General features: G+C 42.9%; 18 protein-coding genes. 9 read left to right on the top strand and 9 right to left on the bottom strand.

Annotation, left to right across the window (positions count from 1 at the left end; all coding sequences use genetic code 11):
- Nucleotides 1–178: 178 nt before the first annotated feature.
- Nucleotides 179–799 carry an NAD(P)-dependent oxidoreductase gene (locus D3H55_RS16095; RefSeq protein WP_119548348.1) on the bottom strand — a complete coding sequence of 207 codons (621 nt, stop codon included), beginning with the start codon at nucleotides 797–799 and terminating at the stop codon, nucleotides 179–181.
- Nucleotides 800–968: 169 nt separating this feature from the next.
- Here D3H55_RS16095 and D3H55_RS16100 point away from each other — a divergent pair, with 169 nt between their 5' ends.
- The 4 genes from D3H55_RS16100 to fumC all read left to right on the top strand — a co-directional run bounded on the left by D3H55_RS16100 (nucleotide 969) and on the right by fumC (nucleotide 5,306).
- Entirely contained in the window at nucleotides 969–1,793 is an 825-nt protein-coding gene (locus D3H55_RS16100) for an amino acid ABC transporter substrate-binding protein (protein ID WP_119548349.1), read from the top strand.
- Nucleotides 1,777–2,481, top strand: a complete 705-nt coding sequence (locus tag D3H55_RS16105) for an amino acid ABC transporter permease (protein WP_119548350.1) — start codon at nucleotides 1,777–1,779, stop codon at nucleotides 2,479–2,481. Before D3H55_RS16100 ends, D3H55_RS16105 begins: the two co-directional genes overlap by 17 nt.
- Nucleotides 2,482–2,498: 17 nt before the next feature.
- On the top strand, nucleotides 2,499–3,233 hold the full coding sequence (locus D3H55_RS16110) for an amino acid ABC transporter ATP-binding protein (RefSeq protein WP_119548382.1): 735 nt from the start codon (nucleotides 2,499–2,501) through the stop codon (nucleotides 3,231–3,233).
- Between the two features lie 687 nt (nucleotides 3,234–3,920).
- The gene (gene fumC / locus D3H55_RS16115) at nucleotides 3,921–5,306 is read left to right on the top strand and encodes a class II fumarate hydratase (RefSeq protein ID WP_119548351.1); all 1,386 of its coding nucleotides are present in this window, start codon (nucleotides 3,921–3,923) and stop codon (nucleotides 5,304–5,306) included.
- 98 nt (nucleotides 5,307–5,404) lie between these two features.
- On the opposite strand, the gene D3H55_RS16120 is transcribed toward fumC, so the two are convergent.
- Entirely contained in the window at nucleotides 5,405–5,623 is a 219-nt protein-coding gene (locus D3H55_RS16120; protein WP_119548352.1) for an alpha/beta-type small acid-soluble spore protein, read from the bottom strand.
- A gap of 309 nt (nucleotides 5,624–5,932) precedes the next feature.
- Here D3H55_RS16120 and D3H55_RS16125 point away from each other — a divergent pair, with 309 nt between their 5' ends.
- Nucleotides 5,933–6,145, top strand: a complete 213-nt coding sequence (locus D3H55_RS16125) for a hypothetical protein (protein ID WP_240628608.1) — start codon at nucleotides 5,933–5,935, stop codon at nucleotides 6,143–6,145.
- A gap of 56 nt (nucleotides 6,146–6,201) precedes the next feature.
- Here the strand turns inward: D3H55_RS16125 and D3H55_RS16130 are convergent, their stop codons facing one another.
- Both D3H55_RS16130 and D3H55_RS16135 read right to left on the bottom strand, forming a co-directional pair.
- A complete protein-coding gene (locus D3H55_RS16130; RefSeq protein WP_119548354.1) occupies nucleotides 6,202–7,299 on the bottom strand; it encodes an ABC transporter ATP-binding protein in 1,098 nt (365 codons plus the stop codon).
- A 114-nt stretch (nucleotides 7,300–7,413) separates the two neighbouring features.
- Complete coding sequence (locus D3H55_RS16135) at nucleotides 7,414–8,334, bottom strand: PucR family transcriptional regulator (RefSeq protein WP_119548355.1); 921 nt, start codon at nucleotides 8,332–8,334, stop codon at nucleotides 7,414–7,416.
- A gap of 55 nt (nucleotides 8,335–8,389) precedes the next feature.
- On the opposite strand from D3H55_RS16135, the gene D3H55_RS25275 reads away from it, so the two are divergent.
- Nucleotides 8,390–8,524 (top strand): hypothetical protein, encoded by a 135-nt coding sequence (locus tag D3H55_RS25275; protein WP_276310246.1) that lies wholly within the window; start codon nucleotides 8,390–8,392, stop codon nucleotides 8,522–8,524.
- 145 nt (nucleotides 8,525–8,669) lie between these two features.
- On the opposite strand, the gene D3H55_RS16145 is transcribed toward D3H55_RS25275, so the two are convergent.
- Nucleotides 8,670–8,879 carry a YheE family protein gene (locus D3H55_RS16145; protein WP_119548357.1) on the bottom strand — a complete coding sequence of 70 codons (210 nt, stop codon included), beginning with the start codon at nucleotides 8,877–8,879 and terminating at the stop codon, nucleotides 8,670–8,672.
- 309 nt (nucleotides 8,880–9,188) lie between these two features.
- Between D3H55_RS16145 and D3H55_RS16150 the strand changes: the two genes are divergently transcribed.
- A complete protein-coding gene (locus tag D3H55_RS16150) occupies nucleotides 9,189–9,581 on the top strand; it encodes a hypothetical protein (RefSeq protein ID WP_119548358.1) in 393 nt (130 codons plus the stop codon).
- Here the strand turns inward: D3H55_RS16150 and D3H55_RS16155 are convergent.
- From D3H55_RS16155 to D3H55_RS16170, 4 genes are read right to left on the bottom strand one after another with little or no spacing between them, the layout of a single operon-like run.
- The gene (locus tag D3H55_RS16155; protein WP_119548359.1) at nucleotides 9,574–10,767 is read right to left on the bottom strand and encodes a YheC/YheD family endospore coat-associated protein; all 1,194 of its coding nucleotides are present in this window, start codon (nucleotides 10,765–10,767) and stop codon (nucleotides 9,574–9,576) included. The genes D3H55_RS16150 and D3H55_RS16155 overlap by 8 nt on opposite strands.
- Nucleotides 10,764–12,128, bottom strand: a complete 1,365-nt coding sequence (locus tag D3H55_RS16160; RefSeq protein WP_119548360.1) for a YheC/YheD family endospore coat-associated protein — start codon at nucleotides 12,126–12,128, stop codon at nucleotides 10,764–10,766. The genes D3H55_RS16155 and D3H55_RS16160 overlap by 4 nt, the downstream gene beginning before the upstream one ends.
- Nucleotides 12,125–13,210: a YheC/YheD family endospore coat-associated protein gene (locus D3H55_RS16165; protein ID WP_119548361.1), complete on the bottom strand. Its 1,086-nt coding sequence runs from the start codon at nucleotides 13,208–13,210 to the stop codon at nucleotides 12,125–12,127. The genes D3H55_RS16160 and D3H55_RS16165 overlap by 4 nt, the downstream gene beginning before the upstream one ends.
- A 1-nt stretch (nucleotide 13,211) precedes the next feature.
- A complete protein-coding gene (locus D3H55_RS16170; RefSeq protein ID WP_119548362.1) occupies nucleotides 13,212–14,549 on the bottom strand; it encodes a YheC/YheD family endospore coat-associated protein in 1,338 nt (445 codons plus the stop codon).
- Nucleotides 14,550–14,719: 170 nt separating this feature from the next.
- On the opposite strand from D3H55_RS16170, the gene D3H55_RS16175 reads away from it, so the two are divergent.
- Both D3H55_RS16175 and D3H55_RS16180 read left to right on the top strand, forming a co-directional pair.
- Nucleotides 14,720–15,856 (top strand): DUF445 domain-containing protein, encoded by a 1,137-nt coding sequence (locus D3H55_RS16175; RefSeq protein WP_119548363.1) that lies wholly within the window; start codon nucleotides 14,720–14,722, stop codon nucleotides 15,854–15,856.
- A 92-nt stretch (nucleotides 15,857–15,948) separates the two neighbouring features.
- On the top strand, nucleotides 15,949–16,302 hold the full coding sequence (locus D3H55_RS16180) for a YlbF/YmcA family competence regulator (protein WP_119548364.1): 354 nt from the start codon (nucleotides 15,949–15,951) through the stop codon (nucleotides 16,300–16,302).
- Nucleotides 16,303–16,529 lie beyond the last annotated feature (227 nt).

A 16,529-nucleotide genomic window follows, 5' to 3' on the forward strand; every position in this document is an offset into this window, starting at 1 on the left:
TTTTCATCAGGCTCTTTTTGTAAACTTTTAATAACATGGTGAGCAGGATAGAAAAGAGCTGCTCGTTCTTTTTCAGGAGTAAAACCTTTGAATGCAAGGGGAAAATCCGGTACTTGTGATTATTCCGAAAGTTAATATAAAAACACAGCCTTGTACTAAGCCATACTGATTTCAGACCTCAGTAGGAAATCCCAATCCTGCAGTAATAGCTTTCATTATCAGAAATCAAGCTGTATGCGAAATCAGCGGTGTCGGATACTGAAATGCTTATTCCTCCCTCCGGAAGAACTTCTTTCTCAGTCCGGAATACCCCGGTCCTTTTCCCTTCAGGGAGATAAGTAGGACAAACAATGGTCCAATTCATTTTAGAATTTTTTAACATTAGGTAAGTTCTTAGATGATCTTCGGCTGCTGTTGAGGATTTTCTTTTTGATTCACTTGTCTGGAACCTGTAAAGGGATGGGTTTACCCTGGATTGAAGGATACCTGCTGTCCCAATTGTAATGATCCGGTCAATTCTGTGTTTTCTCATCGTTTGCAGGATGAGTGGCGCGCTTTTTGAAAGTACATCATTCTTATCGGTACCCAAAGCACTGATAACTGCGTCACAATTATGGAAGCAGAGTTCAATATCTTCTTCATTCAATACATCCCCCTCAATTATTGAAAGGTTTGGATGGTCATCATTGATGGCAGAAACATTTCTGCTCAAGGCTCTTACATAGTGCCCATCCTTGAGTGCATTGTCCAATATAAGCTGTCCCGTCCTGCCGGATGCACCTAATAATGCAATATTCATGTATGAACTCTCCTTTTCTCGTTCTGAAATCATTATAACAATTTTAATGAATTCAGTACTTATTGAGAAAACTAAGAAGAGCAAACATTATTGTTGACAGAATGGGTATAACAATCTATGATAGCTAACGTTGATAAAATAATTCCGATAAGAATAGTGAGGTTTTAAAATGAAAAAGATAACAATTAGCATTTTGTTCTTTTTAAGTGCAGTGTTCCTGCTAGCAGCTTGCGGTAACAATGCCGATAATGAAGAGTCAGCAGGAAACGGATCGGATAAGGGAGAACAATCTTTATACGACCAAGTCCAGGATAACGGGGAACTGCTGGTCGGTACGGAAGGGACTTACCCTCCATTCACATTCCATGATGAATCAGGTGAACTTACAGGTTTCGATGTTGAGATTGCAAGGGAAGTGGCAAGCCGCCTTGGCGTAGAGGCCGTATTCAAAGAAACTCAGTGGGACGCCATGTTCGAAGGGCTGAATTCCAACCGCTTTGATATGATTGCCAACCAGGTCGGCATCAGGGAAGACCGCCAGGAAAAATATGATTTTTCAATTCCTTACATTGAATCTTCTGCTGTATTGGTTGCAAGTAATGATAATGAAGAAGTCGCTTCCTTCGAAGATATTAAGGGACTGACTTCTGCTCAATCATTGACGAGCAATTACAAGGACATTGCAGAAGGTTATGGTGCCGAGATTCAAGGAGTAGAAGGGCTTGCACAGGCTATTCAATTGCTTGAGCAAGGACGGGTGGATGTAACAGTCAACGATAAGCTGTCGATTCTGGATTATCTGCAAAAGCAAAAGAACGCAAACGTTGAAATCGTTGCTGAAGAAGAGAATGCTTCCCAAAGCGGGTTGATGTTCCGAAAAGGAAATGAAGAATTAGTCGAAGAAGTAAACAAAGCGTTAGAGGAAATGATGGAAGACGGTACGTACGCCGAAATCTCTGAAAAATGGTTTGGCGAAGATGTATCTCCTAGGTAGCATTTTCCAAGATCCCGAACGCATGCTGGATATCCTGCAAAGCTCCCTGCTTCCTATGGTGAAGGGAGCTTTGTACTATTCTATTCCTCTAACGTTGATATCCTTCATATGCGGAATGGTCTTGGCAATATTGACAGCACTGGCCAGATTGTCAGGAAGTAAAATCCTCAGGGGGATTGCCCGTGTGTATGTATCGGCAATCAGGGGAACGCCATTACTTGTGCAATTATTCATTATCTTTTTCGGACTGGGGAATCTGGGTATCGAAGCATTGAAATTCGATCCGTTCCCTTCAGCAGTCCTAGCCTTTTCATTAAATGTGGGTGCCTATGCATCCGAGATTGTACGGGCAGCCATTCAATCGATTCCCAAAGGGCAGTGGGAAGCTGGTTACTCAATAGGGATGACGTATGGACAGAACCTGAAGCGTGTCATCCTTCCGCAGGCAGCAAGAGTTTCCGTCCCGCCGTTATCAAATTCTTTTATCAGCTTAGTCAAGGATACATCATTGGCTTCCTTGATCCTGGTGACCGAATTATTCAGGAAAGCCCAGGAAATAGCGGCTACAACATATGAATTTCTACTTTTATATATAGAAGCCGCAATCCTGTACTGGATCATGTGTTTCATACTGACGCTTATTCAGGACAGGCTCGAAACAAGGCTTGACCGGTATATTGCCAAGTAAAGAAAGGAGGGAGCATGGTGATCAGCATCAAAGGATTGAAAAAACGATTTGGAGAGCTTGAAGTCCTGAAAGGCTTCGATGTCGAAGTTGGCAAGGGTCAGGTAATCGTACTGATTGGACCCTCAGGATCGGGGAAAACAACTTTCCTCCGCTGTCTTAATCTCTTGGAAGTACCTGATGAGGGAAAGCTGAATATTAGCGGCACAAAAATGGATTTCAACAAAAAACTGACAAAAAAAGAACTTCTTGAGATGCGTAGAAAGACGGGGATGGTCTTTCAAAACTATAACCTGTTTCCGCACCGCACCGCTCTTGAAAATGTCATGGAAGGACCGGTGATCGTCCAGGGAAAATCTAAAGAAGAAGTGAGAAAGAGGGCCGTTTCCCTTTTGGAAAAGGTCGGTTTGGGTGACAAAATAGACTATTATCCCTACCAGCTTTCTGGTGGCCAGCAGCAGCGCGTAGGCATCGCACGTGCCTTGGCGATAGACCCTGAGGTCATGCTGTTTGATGAACCGACTTCGGCCTTGGATCCGGAATTGATCGGTGAAGTATTGAAGGTGATGAAGGATCTGGCAGAGGAAGGCATGACGATGGTGGTTGTCACGCATGAAATGAAGTTTGCCAAGGAAGTGGCTGATGAAGTCATCTTCATGGACGGCGGCTATATCGTCGAACGCGGGAATCCTGCAGAAATCTTTGAAAACCCAAAGCAAGAAAGAACCCGCCAGTTCCTGAATTTAATACAATAAGACAAACAGCTCAGCCATTTTGGTTGAGCTTTTTTGTTTGTGCTCTTTTCGTTAACTTTGCTGCTAACCTGGTAAATCGCCTAAATCCCTCTGTAAGCAGGAAAGAAAAGGGCTATTCTTTCTTTTTTAAGAGTAAAACCTTGGAGTACAGTGGGGAAATACTGCACTAGGGATTTTTTCTAATGAACTATATATACGAAAAACAGCCTATTTAATAGAGCATATCCATCGAAACGGCCTAAAGGACTTTGCGTTTCGATACCGGTGGAAGGGGTGTGTCAGTATTTTATCCGGCGGCCGGTTAAATCAGTCAGCTGTTAAGCAAAATGGCTGAAATGTATCAGTATCCTCTCGTCTATACAGCGCTCATGGCGGAGGATGCATCCTCTTCATGGTATTTACATACGCTTTAAATAGGACTCTTTTTGTAAAGGTTGCTGCTATTAATATAAATTTTAGTATCCTTTTAAAACAGCCGTAAAAACCCCAGTGAGCAGGAAAGAGAAGAACTGCCCTTTCTTTTTCAATAATAAAACCTTGAAATGGCACAGGGGATTCCCAAAAGCAACAATATATCCAACAACAACCTGAACTAAATAACAATAATCCTACATTATTTTGCCATTGATGTTATTTATTGATTATAAGTGGAAAAATAATAGAGAGAAAAGCAAAGGAGGAGATGGAATGGAGTATAGAACAGAGCGTGACACGATTGGTGAGATCCAGGTGCCTGCTGATAATTTCTGGGGAGCCCAGACACAGCGGAGCAAGGAAAATTTCAAGATAAGCCATGAAAGGATGCCGCTTGAGGTTACATACGGGTTTGCACAGTTAAAGAAGGCAGCAGCCATAGTCAACCATGAGCTTGGAAAACTGTCCGATGTAAAAAAAGATGCGATTGTAAAAGCATGTGACGAAATCATTTCCGGGATGCTGGATGAACACTTTCCACTGGTTGTATGGCAGACGGGAAGCGGTACCCAGTCCAATATGAATGTCAATGAGGTAGTTGCATTCAGGGCAAATCAGATGATCCTGGAGAGCGATGAAAGGGTCCATCCCAATGATGATGTGAATATGTCACAAAGTTCAAATGATACCTTTCCGACTGCCATGCATGTTGCGGCTTACAAGGAACTTCATGAAAGGCTGAAGCCTGCCATAGAACAATTTCATAAAACGTTAAAGGCAAAAGAAACAGAATTCATGGAAGTCATCAAAATTGGTCGGACACACCTTCAGGATGCGACTCCCTTGACACTCGGACAGGAAATCAGCGGGTGGAGGACGATGGTGGAGAGGTCGCAGCAGATGATTGAGGAAAGCAGCAAGCATCTGTTGAATCTGGCCATCGGCGGTACTGCAGTGGGCACAGGAATCAATGCCGATCCGAAATTCGGCGATATGGTGGCTGCCCAGTTAAAAGAACAAACAGGCTTTCCTTTCGTGTCGTCCGATAATAAATTTCACGCATTGACGTCACACGATGAGGTGGTTCATGTACATGGTGCATTAAAGGCATTGGCTGCCGATGTCATGAAGATTGCCAATGATGTGCGCTGGCTTGCAAGCGGCCCAAGAAGCGGCATCGGGGAAATTTCCATACCAGCAAATGAACCGGGCAGTTCAATCATGCCTGGGAAAGTGAACCCGACCCAAAGCGAAGCACTGACAATGGTGTCTGCGCAGGTGTTCGGAAATGATGCGGTCATCGGTTTTGCAGCAAGTCAGGGGAATTTTGAATTGAACGTGTTCAAACCGGTCATCATTCACAACCTGCTGCAGTCCGTAAGGCTGTTGGCAGACGGCATCCGCTCATTTGATGAGAATTGCGCACAGGGAATAGAGGCAAACAATGAGGTGATTGAGGAATTTGTAAACCGGTCATTGATGCTCGTTACCGCCCTCAACCCGCATATCGGGTACGAAAAAGCAGCAGAGATTGCCAAAACAGCTCATAAGGAAGGGCTGACACTGAAAGAAGCGGCAGTCCGGTCCGGCTACCTTACAGGAGACCAATTCGATGAATGGATCGATCCTATGAAGATGGTGAATTTAGATAAAGCGTAATTAAACGATTTGGAACGGAGATTGATTACCTCAATTGGAAAGAAAAGCCCCTGACTCAAAGGTCAGGGGCTTTAGCCATATTATTAAATTAAGTTAAATTATTGTTGCGGGTAACCGCTGATTTGCTGTTCAGCCATCTGTACAAGGCGTTTAGTGATTTCTCCACCTACAGAACCGTTAGCACGTGCAGTTGTATCTGCACCAAGTTGTACACCAAATTCAGAAGCGATTTCCAATTTCATTTGATCGATAGCTTGTTGAGCTCCTGGAGCTACTAGTTGGTTAGAGTTGTTGCTGCGTGATTGTTGGTTTTGCATGATTTGTCATCTCCTTGATGTTTTTATGGTTGGGCCAACTGGACTCGCACCAGTTCCGCACACTATCTGCGGCCATCTAATTTGGTGAACCCAGCGTTGTAAGAAGTTGTTTTCTTGCTGCTGTTACTCTGTATTATGGAACTTTTAAAAGATTATATACCAGATTGTAAGAGGGAATTTATTCCTGAAACTGAGTCATCTGATTAACACATAAAATCCGGGGGAAAACAAAGCATAATAGTATTAAATTCTGCAAAAGAAACGGTGATTTTAATGAAAGTATGCCCTTTATGCAATGGCGTTACCCGAATGTCGATCGACTGCTCTGCATGTGGTGATGAGCTGACGGACAAGGGAAGGATTTATGACTATTTCGATGACTATAGTGCTTATATGGATATTGATGAAATCAAGCTGGCTGACGGAATTCCAGACAGCTCAGGTTCAGAAGATTGTGTGCATGTATTTGCCGGTGGCTGCGGCCATGAAGAAACGAGGGTAATCAGATTCACAGAAATTTGATTGTGAAATTGGAAACGGCCGTTCCAGATTGGAACGGCCGTTTTATAATAATTTAATTATCGGATGCGCACTTCTGTTTCTGCATCAAAGAAGTGTGTTTTATTCATATCGAATGCAAGGTCGATAGTTTCACCTGCTTGAACATCAGAACGGGAATCTACACGTGCAACGAAGTCCTGGTCGCCAAGACGGGAATAAAGCATTGTTTCTGCACCAGTCAGTTCGGAAACTTCAATCTTCGCTTTAATTTTTGATCCCTGGGAGGAATCAATGAATACTGGTTCATCATGGATATCTTCAGGGCGTACACCAAGGATGATATCCTTTCCAATGTAACCTTGCTCACGCAAAGCTTTCATTTTGCCTTCTGGAACGTCAACAACTACTTCTCCAAAAGTGAATTTGCCTTCCTGTAGGGTTCCGCGGAAGAAGTTCATCGCAGGGGATCCGATGAATCCGCCGACAAAGACATTTTCAGGTTTATCATATACTTCTTTAGGAGACCCCACCTGCTGGATCAAACCATCTTTCATGACAACAATCCGGGAAGCCATAGTCATCGCTTCTGTCTGGTCATGTGTTACATAGATCGTTGTTGTTTGAAGACGCTGATGAAGCTTGGCAATTTCAGCTCTCATTTGTACACGCAATTTAGCATCAAGGTTGGAAAGAGGCTCATCCATCAAGAATACCTTTGCATCGCGGACAATCGCACGTCCAAGGGCAACACGCTGGCGCTGTCCACCGGACAATGCTTTTGGTTTACGATCGAGCAGTGATTCAAGGCCAAGGATTTTTGCAGCGTCCTGTACGCGGCGGTCGATTTCCTGTTTATCGAATTTACGCAGCTTCAGTCCGAATGCCATGTTATCATACACACTCATATGCGGATATAGAGCGTAGTTTTGGAATACCATTGCAATGTCACGGTCTTTCGGAGCCACATCATTAACACGCTTTCCGTCGATGTAGAAATCACCTTTGGAAATTTCTTCAAGACCTGCTACCATTCTCAATGTCGTTGATTTACCGCAGCCTGAAGGGCCAACGAAAACGATGAACTCTTTATCTTGGATATCAAGGTTGAAATCTTTTACTGCCGTTACGTTTTTATCATAAATTTTATAAATGTTTTTCATTTGCAATTCTGCCACTTTGTATTCCTCCTGTTATCTTCTTTTACTCTGTAAATCCATTGTAGTAGAAAACGCTTTCCTTATGAAATGGTTAATGTGCATAAAAAAACATGGAGGGTTTGGGCACATTGCTCATTCCTCCATGTTGTCATCCTCATCAAACTCCAGGCAGGCAAGGTAGACGGTCAAGGCACCTTGAAACGTTTTGATGTCAATGCCGATCTTTTCAATGAATTTATCAATCCGGTATTGAACGCTGTTTCGGTGCATGAATAAAACTTTTGCAGTCTGGCTTGTGTTTGACTGGTTTTCCAGGTAAGTCTTGATTGTTTTCTTCAATTCTTCATCTTCAGCAAACAACTGAAGTATATCGGCGAACATGCTTGTCTTTGTCTGCTTTGGGACATGTTGAAGGACGAAGGATGGAAAAGTGGAAGGAAATGTGAAAACCCTCCCTTTGGCAAAATTCTTTTCGGCGAAGGAAAATAGGTTTTGTTCCTGTTTGAAAGAAGAATGGAATTGGTCATTGAGTGAATAAAACCGGCCGATGAAAAACGCCGGCGACACGAAAAAATCTCCCTCGATGACAGCCGCAGCAGAAAGAAGTTCTTCATCTGGAAGGGACCACTCCGTTTTCTTCTCGACAATTGCCCCAGTTCCTGACGAGGTGAAAACAATGATTGCCTGCTCGGCAAAAATACTGCGGAATGCCTCTTTCAGCAAGTCATTGTCGACTTTCTCCCTAATGGAGAATTGGATGATCCGGAACTGTTCCTTCGGCGGAATATCCAATTCTAGAGAACTGCCGTCAAAAAGGAAGTCATGCCAGCTCCGGCTATCGGCTGTGTCGTTTTGCCAGCTTTGCAGAGGTGCTGCTTCAGAAAAAAGGGTGCAAAGAAGTTCAGCCTCTGATTGGGTCAGCAGGTGTTTAGGGATGGCGAGAAATTCTTCATTTGTTTCTGTTGTCAGCCAAAGAGTATCGGGATCTTCTTTGGCGGGAGGTACTGTATACAGTTTGGATTCCGGGTATTTCAGTTGAAGTTTGGCAAGCATGGATTTTCCCTCATTTACTTATTTCTTAAGGCTGATTCTGGATGAATTGCTCTTTGTGAATAACAAAAAGAGCTGGTCGTCTGCCCTTTATCTTGGAGTTTTTCACACTAAGGATGCACACCACTTTGGTTTCTTGTTTGCACAGGTTTATAAGACGATTCTTTGGATGGATGTGGTGAACTGTGTATGAAACAGCAATTTCTGCAAGGTAAGTCCTACTTAAAGATATTGTTTTGATAGCGGTACAGGTGGATTTCAATATTATCCATATTCGGGCAGATGAGGATCATCAAGATTGGTGATTCTGATTTGCCTTCATTTGCATCTGAAGAAGATTACTCATATACATGGTACAGCATAAGTTCATGTATTTGTTTTTTTATCATCTCTTCATCAGAAACGGGCGGATGTTCTTCTTTCCACTCGATTGTACCGTCTTTGTGGTAGCTTCCGTTATATTTTGTCCCTTTATAAAAAAAAGAGAATGTCCAGCCTGGTAATTTCTTGTTTTCATACATACTTTGGAATTGAAAGTGTTGAATCATTCATTAGCCCCCTTATTCACTTTAGCCGTCATCGGCTTTTTCTTCTTCTTATTCTAAACGTTTAAGCACTATTTTTACAGAGGGTACAAAAATCAACATGCCTTGCGGAAAAAACCTGAAATGAGACATAAGGTGGTATGAACCGTCATAAAGTTTAAGAAAGCTGCCAATCTCAGCTATTTCCTTTAATGCGTTAAAGCGGCGGGGGACTGTCCCCGGGCGCGGTGACGCGTTAAAGCACTGGGGGACTGTCCCCCAGTGCGGTGATTTGCTGAAACTGCTGTATATTTAGTGAAGGGTGCTGTTGTAATGTTTATTCGTGACTTGCAAACCGGGATCAGTCATTCATGGACTTCCGGCAATTTTTATAAAGAGCTGAAAGCCAATGCCAATAATACTGTCTATGAGAAATTAATTGCGAAGGCAGAAAATGATAAATATAAGCATTATGAACTTCTCCAGTATGCTTACTTCCTTCAGGTAGGTGAATACCATTCATTTAAAAAAGAAGAGAGGACCGCCGCCACATTCAGGGAGGGTGTCCTCGGAGCATTGAAAGAGGAGTTGAAATCTGCTGTATTTTATCGGGATCTCCTGATGGATTTTCCCGGCTGGCAGATCTACAAGCCGCTCTTCACCGTCATGGCGGATGCCCCGGTCAATGCAGTCAGATTCTCTTATATCTATAAGGAGATTAAGTAGATAACTGTCTGGATGCTTTTGAGAAATGGAAGAACGAATCAGCAAGGCACCCCAGTCGTTTTTCCTCAATTTCTTCTTCATCGAATTTCATTGGTTTTGAATTGATTTCGAAGACAACAAGCAGGCCATCGCTTTCTCTCAGTCCCAGATCCATTGAAAATTCACCGATCAGCCCGAAAGAGGCAGTAAGTTGTTTTCCGCATTCCTCAGCGAGGGCTTCAATCTTTTCAAGCAGTTCCTCTGTTTCAACAAAATGGAAGGGGAGGATTTTGCCTCCTTGAGGAACATGAGTCGTCACTTCCTGCCGTTCCGAAACACGGATGCCGATTCCAGTCACAAGGAATGAGGTTCCTGTAAAATGGACAAGGACCCTTAAGTCATATCGATGGTTATTTAATTTTTGGCAGGGTATGGCCTCTTGATAAATATATTGATCGGTTTCATACCATTCTGGATACCTGAGCATCAATCGATCATATCGAAGGAACCTTTCGATCTTCTTTGTACTTTTACATACGATCTGACCATCTTCACTTTGTTCAAGCAGCCTGATCCCTTTTCCTTTAGAAGACAAAACAGGCTTGATATAAATCTTCTGCTTGGTTCTTAGATCATTTTCCAATGCTTCTTTGCTTTGAAGTAATTTGGTTTCCGGCAAGTGCGGTTTCAGTGATTCATTTTCGGAAAGGCATTGATAGATCTCCCACTTATTAAAAAAATGAGGATTGAAAAAATGAATCTGTTTTTCCTCAACCCACTGAAGGAACCCGGTGAACTCTTCTGTTTTCTCCATTGAAGGGGAAGGGACTCTGTTATAAATGAAATGTGGTATGGGAAATTTACATGATATCCACGTGTTTTTTTCCTCATTAAAGCACAGCCCTTCTATTCTTTCGCCTCCAATGTCGCTCAAAGAGAATACAAAGGATATTCCGCCTCTTGTTGTGATGACTTTTTGAAGCTCTTGAAACAAAGGGAAGTTACCCAGGTAACTTCCCTTTTCATTGGCAGTCAATATCCCAATCACCGGGCCGCAGGCATTGTTCACTGCCGATACATTGAACCCGTGTTTATAGGGTTCATCCTCTCTATAGAGAATATATGAATTCCTGCCGAACATCAGTGATTGAAGCGAAGGATCTGAGTGAAAGAAAATCTTCTTCTGTGGCTGGTAATAAATTTTCATGTCAGGGTCTCCTGAGGCTGCCTGATCGATTGCTGTGTAAGGTAAAGTCCAAAGGATAAGGAGAGTCTCCGGGTCAGCAATTCAAAGGGTTTCATATCGGGGTGTGTGAAAATGGACCTTCCCGGTTTTGAATTAGCTTCGAACAACCATACACGTCCAATCGTATCTATTCCAAAATCAAATCCGATTTCCCCGATGAACCCTTCCATATTCCGTTCAATTGCAGAGGATAGAATGAGTGCGGCTGTTCTTAGTTTTTCTTCCGTGCGCAGAAATTGGTTTTCATCTGTGAAAATCTCCTGCAAGCTCAACACCTTGCCGCCATTATGAAGGTGAGTTGTAACGCTTCCTTCTCCGGCAGCCTTTCCAGCAATAGCACTTACCTGCCATATTCCGTTTTCATCCTTGTTGGTATGGACCCGGAAATCAACAGGATGCTCTTCCGATTTTATTAAATGTATTCCTTGTTGGATAACCATCCTGTTCAATATCTTGGCTGGAATCAATCTTTGGACTAATTTTTCAAGCGAACCAGATCTGACCAATCTGTTACCGCCATTCTTATCCTGGAACCGGCAGTAATATTCTTCCGTCAACCGGTTATAAGTGAATTGGTGGACACCCATCCCGAGACTACCGTTTTTGGGCTTAATGAACACATGGCCGTATTTGGACATCATTCTCTCTATTTGTGAGAATGATTGAAACGCATGTGTCTCTGGAAGGTATCTTATTGCCTCATCGTCATTTTCCAACCGCTCGAAAACCTCAAGCTTATTAAAGAAACCGGGATTATACCACGGGATGCCATATTCAGTTTGAAGCCGCGACTTTAGTTCCTGATACCCCGGCTTTTTTTCGCTCCTGCGATTGGGGAGGCGATCATAGATGACGTTTGGAAGAGGAACGATATGTGTTTTCCATTCGTTACGGATGTAGAACCAGCCTTTGACAAGTCCATTTTCCCAATCGATATGCTTTTCGCCGAAGACGAAAGGGATGACGCCCATGGAGGACTGAAGAGATAGGAGCTTTGAAAAAAAAGCTGAGCGTTCGCCTATCGGTTTCATTAAGAATGAGGTGAACCCGGATGTGAATATACCAATAAGAGGGCCAAGAATGATTGTATTTTCATTGCGGAACAAATAAATTGTTGTGATGAAAGGAGGGAGGGACAATTCCTCTGCCAGGCTTGAACTAATTGATACTACATTCCGGCCGTTGGGATGTTTTTGGCATTCGGCCGCGGTTTGTAAAGATCCAAGGGAGATGGTCTGGATGTTTTCCAGGTCCAGGCTGACGGGAAGATAGAGGATTTTCTCTTTTGATTCGAATCGTTCCAGCTTATAGGACTTAATCAAGTTGATTCGCCTCCTGCAGCGGGCATTTTTCGTTGAAGAGCTTTGCAATAGCGTAATGGCAATGAATAAATCTGCTTTATTTCTTCATGTGTTAGAAGCTGAAGCATCTTATGGCCAGGCTTGGAGTTCATGTCTAGAATCCATACTGAACTGTCTTTCCCTATGACGATATCTAGACCGATTTCAAATAATGGAGCAAATTCCTCTTCCAGGATGACTGGAAGTGTACTCAGGATTTCACTTAATTCACTTTCAATATACTTCCAATTATACTGTTTCTGGTTCTTCTTCCACTCTTCATAAGGAATGGCTGCAGCACCGGCACTTAAGTTAGTAAGCAGGCTGTTCTGATTTCCTGCCCTGAATCCTTTGCAAGTCACTATCCATTTCTCATGTTCGCTTTTTTGGAGCAGGATCCTCAAATCGAATGGCCGATTTTGGTCATCTGTGTTTTCAAGTCTCCTTTGCATGATGAAGCTTTTCTTTCGTGTGACGCCTTCCAGCCATCTGGCCAGAGTGTCATCATCCATCTTTTTCTCGATCATCTCCAATTTTTTCGTTGTACGGATGGTCATTTCTTTCTGGTCAGCCTCAATTTCATAAACAGCATTCCCATGGGCACCATCATAAGGTTTAATGATGACGAGCTTATCTTTTTTGATTCTGGCAATAGATTCGGGAATGGACTCTATCAGTGTAGTTTCAGGAAGATAGGGAGAAACTTTATCTTGTTTCTTCAAGTGTTGATAAATAGTCCACTTATTTGGCAGACCATAACCCAGGAAGCATAGATCATCCCGGTTTTTCAGCCACTGAGCAATTGCCTTGGCCTGTTTCGATGCGAAGTCATCCTGGTAAAAAGTCCTATCATAAATGAATTCAGGTATCGTAAAGATATCTTTTTCCCAGCTTCCAATTTCATTGGAATAGCGGTATCCTTGAACCCATTCAGTATGGGGGTGGATTTGGAGCGGTGAAAATAACACCACTTCAATGTTATGGTTTTCGCCGGCTTCTGCCATTCCAGTGTAAAATGAATGGAACAAATCAGGTTCCAGCATCATGATTCCAAGTCTGTTCAATTTATATTCTCCTTTCTTCCCATATGGTACCTGCCAACGACTGAAGTGCTTTGACAGACGGCCGGATGGTATTGTTATCAGTATAGGTCTGCTTGGATGGCTTTGAATTCACTTCGATCAACCACGGTTTTCCTGATTCATCCACTCCAAGGTCAATCCCCAATTCACCTAAGGTCAAGGAACTATTCTTAGCGAGACTGCTGCAGACTGACAGGGCCAATTCTTCCATCAACAGGAATATTCTCCGTGCCTCTTCAAGGCTGAAGAATTCATTCAGGATGTTCAGCGGTTTGGCCAATTCCCCGCCTTTTGCTATATTCGATACGAATTGACCTTCTCCTGAAATCCTTGCAACTGCTGAAATCAACTTCCACTCTTTTCTATGAACCAAGTGGCAAAGGAAACGGAAATCCAGTGCCCTTGTTCCGGCTTTCAGGAGGGGAATTGTTTCCTGAAGGATATAATTTGAAGATACCTTCTGTTTCGAGAATTCATCAGCAGCCTCACTGAACGAGTAAAACGTTTTGCTCACCGTTTCATCCAGCAGATTCTGAGATAAGCGGTATTCATCATCCAGTAAGGTGAGTCTCATCAGTTTTTTTCCCTGACTGCCGGCAACATGCTTGATGAAAAGATCCCTATGCTGTTCAATCATGCTGCGCAGGCGTGATGTGGAAAAGGTTTCGGTACTCGGCAAATACTCAAGAAGGTGATCTTCCTGTGAAAGCAGGCTGTGAACATACTCCTTTGTTAAGTATGAAGTGTTGAAGACAAAGACAGATTCATTCTTCAAACTGGAGATCAGGTTTTTAATCCGTTCATCCCGGTCCGATTTTCGTGAATGGATCCGGTTATAGAGAATATCAGGCAGCGGGGTGAAAGTTTGGATCCAATTACCCTTTTCTTCGTTGAATAAGTATCCCTGGGACCGCTTTAATTCAGCAGATCCTGTAAGGAAGAACAGTCCTCCCTGCAATTGAGTGAAACGGTGAAGTTCACTGTAATATCCATCCAGTCTTCCAAGAAGCGGTTTTCCCGTCTTATCAATATCAGTAAGGATTCCTATGACAGGGCCTAGTGAGAGGGTTTTCCCTTCACTGGAAAAATAATATTGGAATCTGCCCTCCCATTCAAGTTTATTAGCATGCTCCCCGGGAAAAAGAAGTTCACAGCATTCTTGTTTGCTGGAAGAAACAGCTAACTTTATTTGGAAACGGGAGAGTCCGATTCTTAGGGAAATGCGTTCACCGAAAAATGCATTTAATTCAGGAATGGAGCTGTTGGAAAGGTATAAAATGGGCTCGTTGATTGAGCTGGAGGCTTTAAATTTAAATCGCATGACAAAACTCCCCGTTTGCGCTGCCGCAGGACAAAATTTATAATATTATAATGGGCGGATGCTGATATAGCATATTATGTCTGACTGATGAAAATGTTCAGGGACGATGAGAAATATTTGATGCAGCTGCAGCATTCTTATGAGTAAGCCCCCAAAGGAAGGATGAAATCATGGAAATTATTGTTACCTTTATCATAATGGTCCTGATTGGAGCGGCAATCGGCGGGTTTACCAACTCCCTTGCCATCAAGATGCTTTTCAGGCCGTATAATCCGGTATATATAGGGAAATGGAGGGTTCCGTTCACACCTGGCCTGATACCAAAGAGAAGGAGTGAAATGGCCGTCCAGCTTGGAGAAATGGTCGTTCATCATTTGATCACACCAGAAAGCATCCAGAAAAAATTATCCAACGGACAGTTCAGGACAGATGCCGTCAGCTGGATAGGCGAGAGTATTGAGCCGGTCATTGAATCGGATGAAAATATTGAGGCATGGCTGAAGAAACTTCGTATTCCATTGACAACAGAGAATATTGAAAGCGGTATAGAGAATTGGATCGACCAGAAATATCATGGTTATAAAGAAGAGTACCGTTCCAGGACAATTGAGGCCACAGTCCCGCTCAAATGGCAGGAAAAAGTGGAGGCGGGCATCCCGATGGCCGCAGAGTTCATTGCTGAAAAAGGGGAGGCATACTTCAACAGTCCGGAAGGCAGGCGCAAAGTTAAAATCATGATCGATGACTTCCTGGAAGGGCGGGGGATGCTCGGAAACATGCTTGGTATGTTCCTTGGCAATTCTTCTTTATCTGAAAAAATCCAGCCGGAAATCATTAAATTCATAAAGCATGATGGCACAAAGGAAATTCTGAGAAATCTCCTGAAAAAAGAATGGGAGAAATTAAAGGAATCGAAATGGGAGGATGTCCTTAAAAATGTTAAAAATGAAGAAGTCCTCCCGGCATTGAAAAGCTCGGTGCTGGATATGGTTTCAGTGGAAAACCTGATGTCAACCGACCTGAAAGAGGTCTTGTCACCTTTCAAACAGAGAATCACAGGGATCATTGTGCCTCATATTTTTGAAATGAGTGTAATGGCTGTCTCGCAAAAAATCGAAATCATCATGGAAAAGCTGCATCTGCAGGAAGTGGTCAGGGAGCAGGTGGAAACCTTCTCCGTTCAGCGCCTGGAAGAACTCGTCCTCGGAATCACCTCCAAAGAGCTGAAAATGATTACCTACCTGGGGGCCTTGCTGGGAGGAATCATCGGATTGGTCCAGGGTGCCATTGTACTGTTTATTGCATAGAAATAGTAGAAAGCATAAGTATCCTCGCATTCTCCTTTCACTTTTGTTATAGTGGTAGGGAATTGGCTAGAGATTATTAGGAGGTATTTATTTTGGCAGTAAACTTATACGATTACGCAAATGAACTTGAAAGTGCACTTAGAAAAAGTGACGAATTCAATAACCTGAAAAAAATGTACGATGAAGTAAACAGTGATGAACAGGCTAACAAAATGTTCGAAAACTTCCGCAATATTCAAATGAACCTGCAGCAAAAGCAGATGAACGGTGAAGAACTTACACAGGAAGAAGTAGAACATGCACAGAAGACAGCCATGCTTGTCCAGCAGCATGAAAAGATTTCACAGCTGATGGAAGCCGAGCAAAGAATGAGCATGCTGATCAACGAACTTAACAAAGTCATCATGAAGCCACTTGAAGAACTATACGGTTCCATGCAGAAGTAATATTTGAATGATGCCCCTGGCTGCTCAGCCGGGGGCAGTTTTTTTGTTTAAGGCTGTTTTCGCATATATTGTTGCTACCGGAAAAATTCCAGTGCCGGATTTTTCTCCTGTATTCAAAGGGTTTACTATCGAAAAAGAATGAGCAGCTCTTTTCTTTCCTGGTCACCGGGGTTTTTACGGCGATTTACCAGAACTTTATATGAAGAATATAGTGAATAGCAACAAAG

It is taken from the genome of Bacillus salacetis, assembly GCF_003581585.1.
Classification (GTDB): domain Bacteria; phylum Bacillota; class Bacilli; order Bacillales; family Bacillaceae_B; genus Rossellomorea; species Rossellomorea salacetis.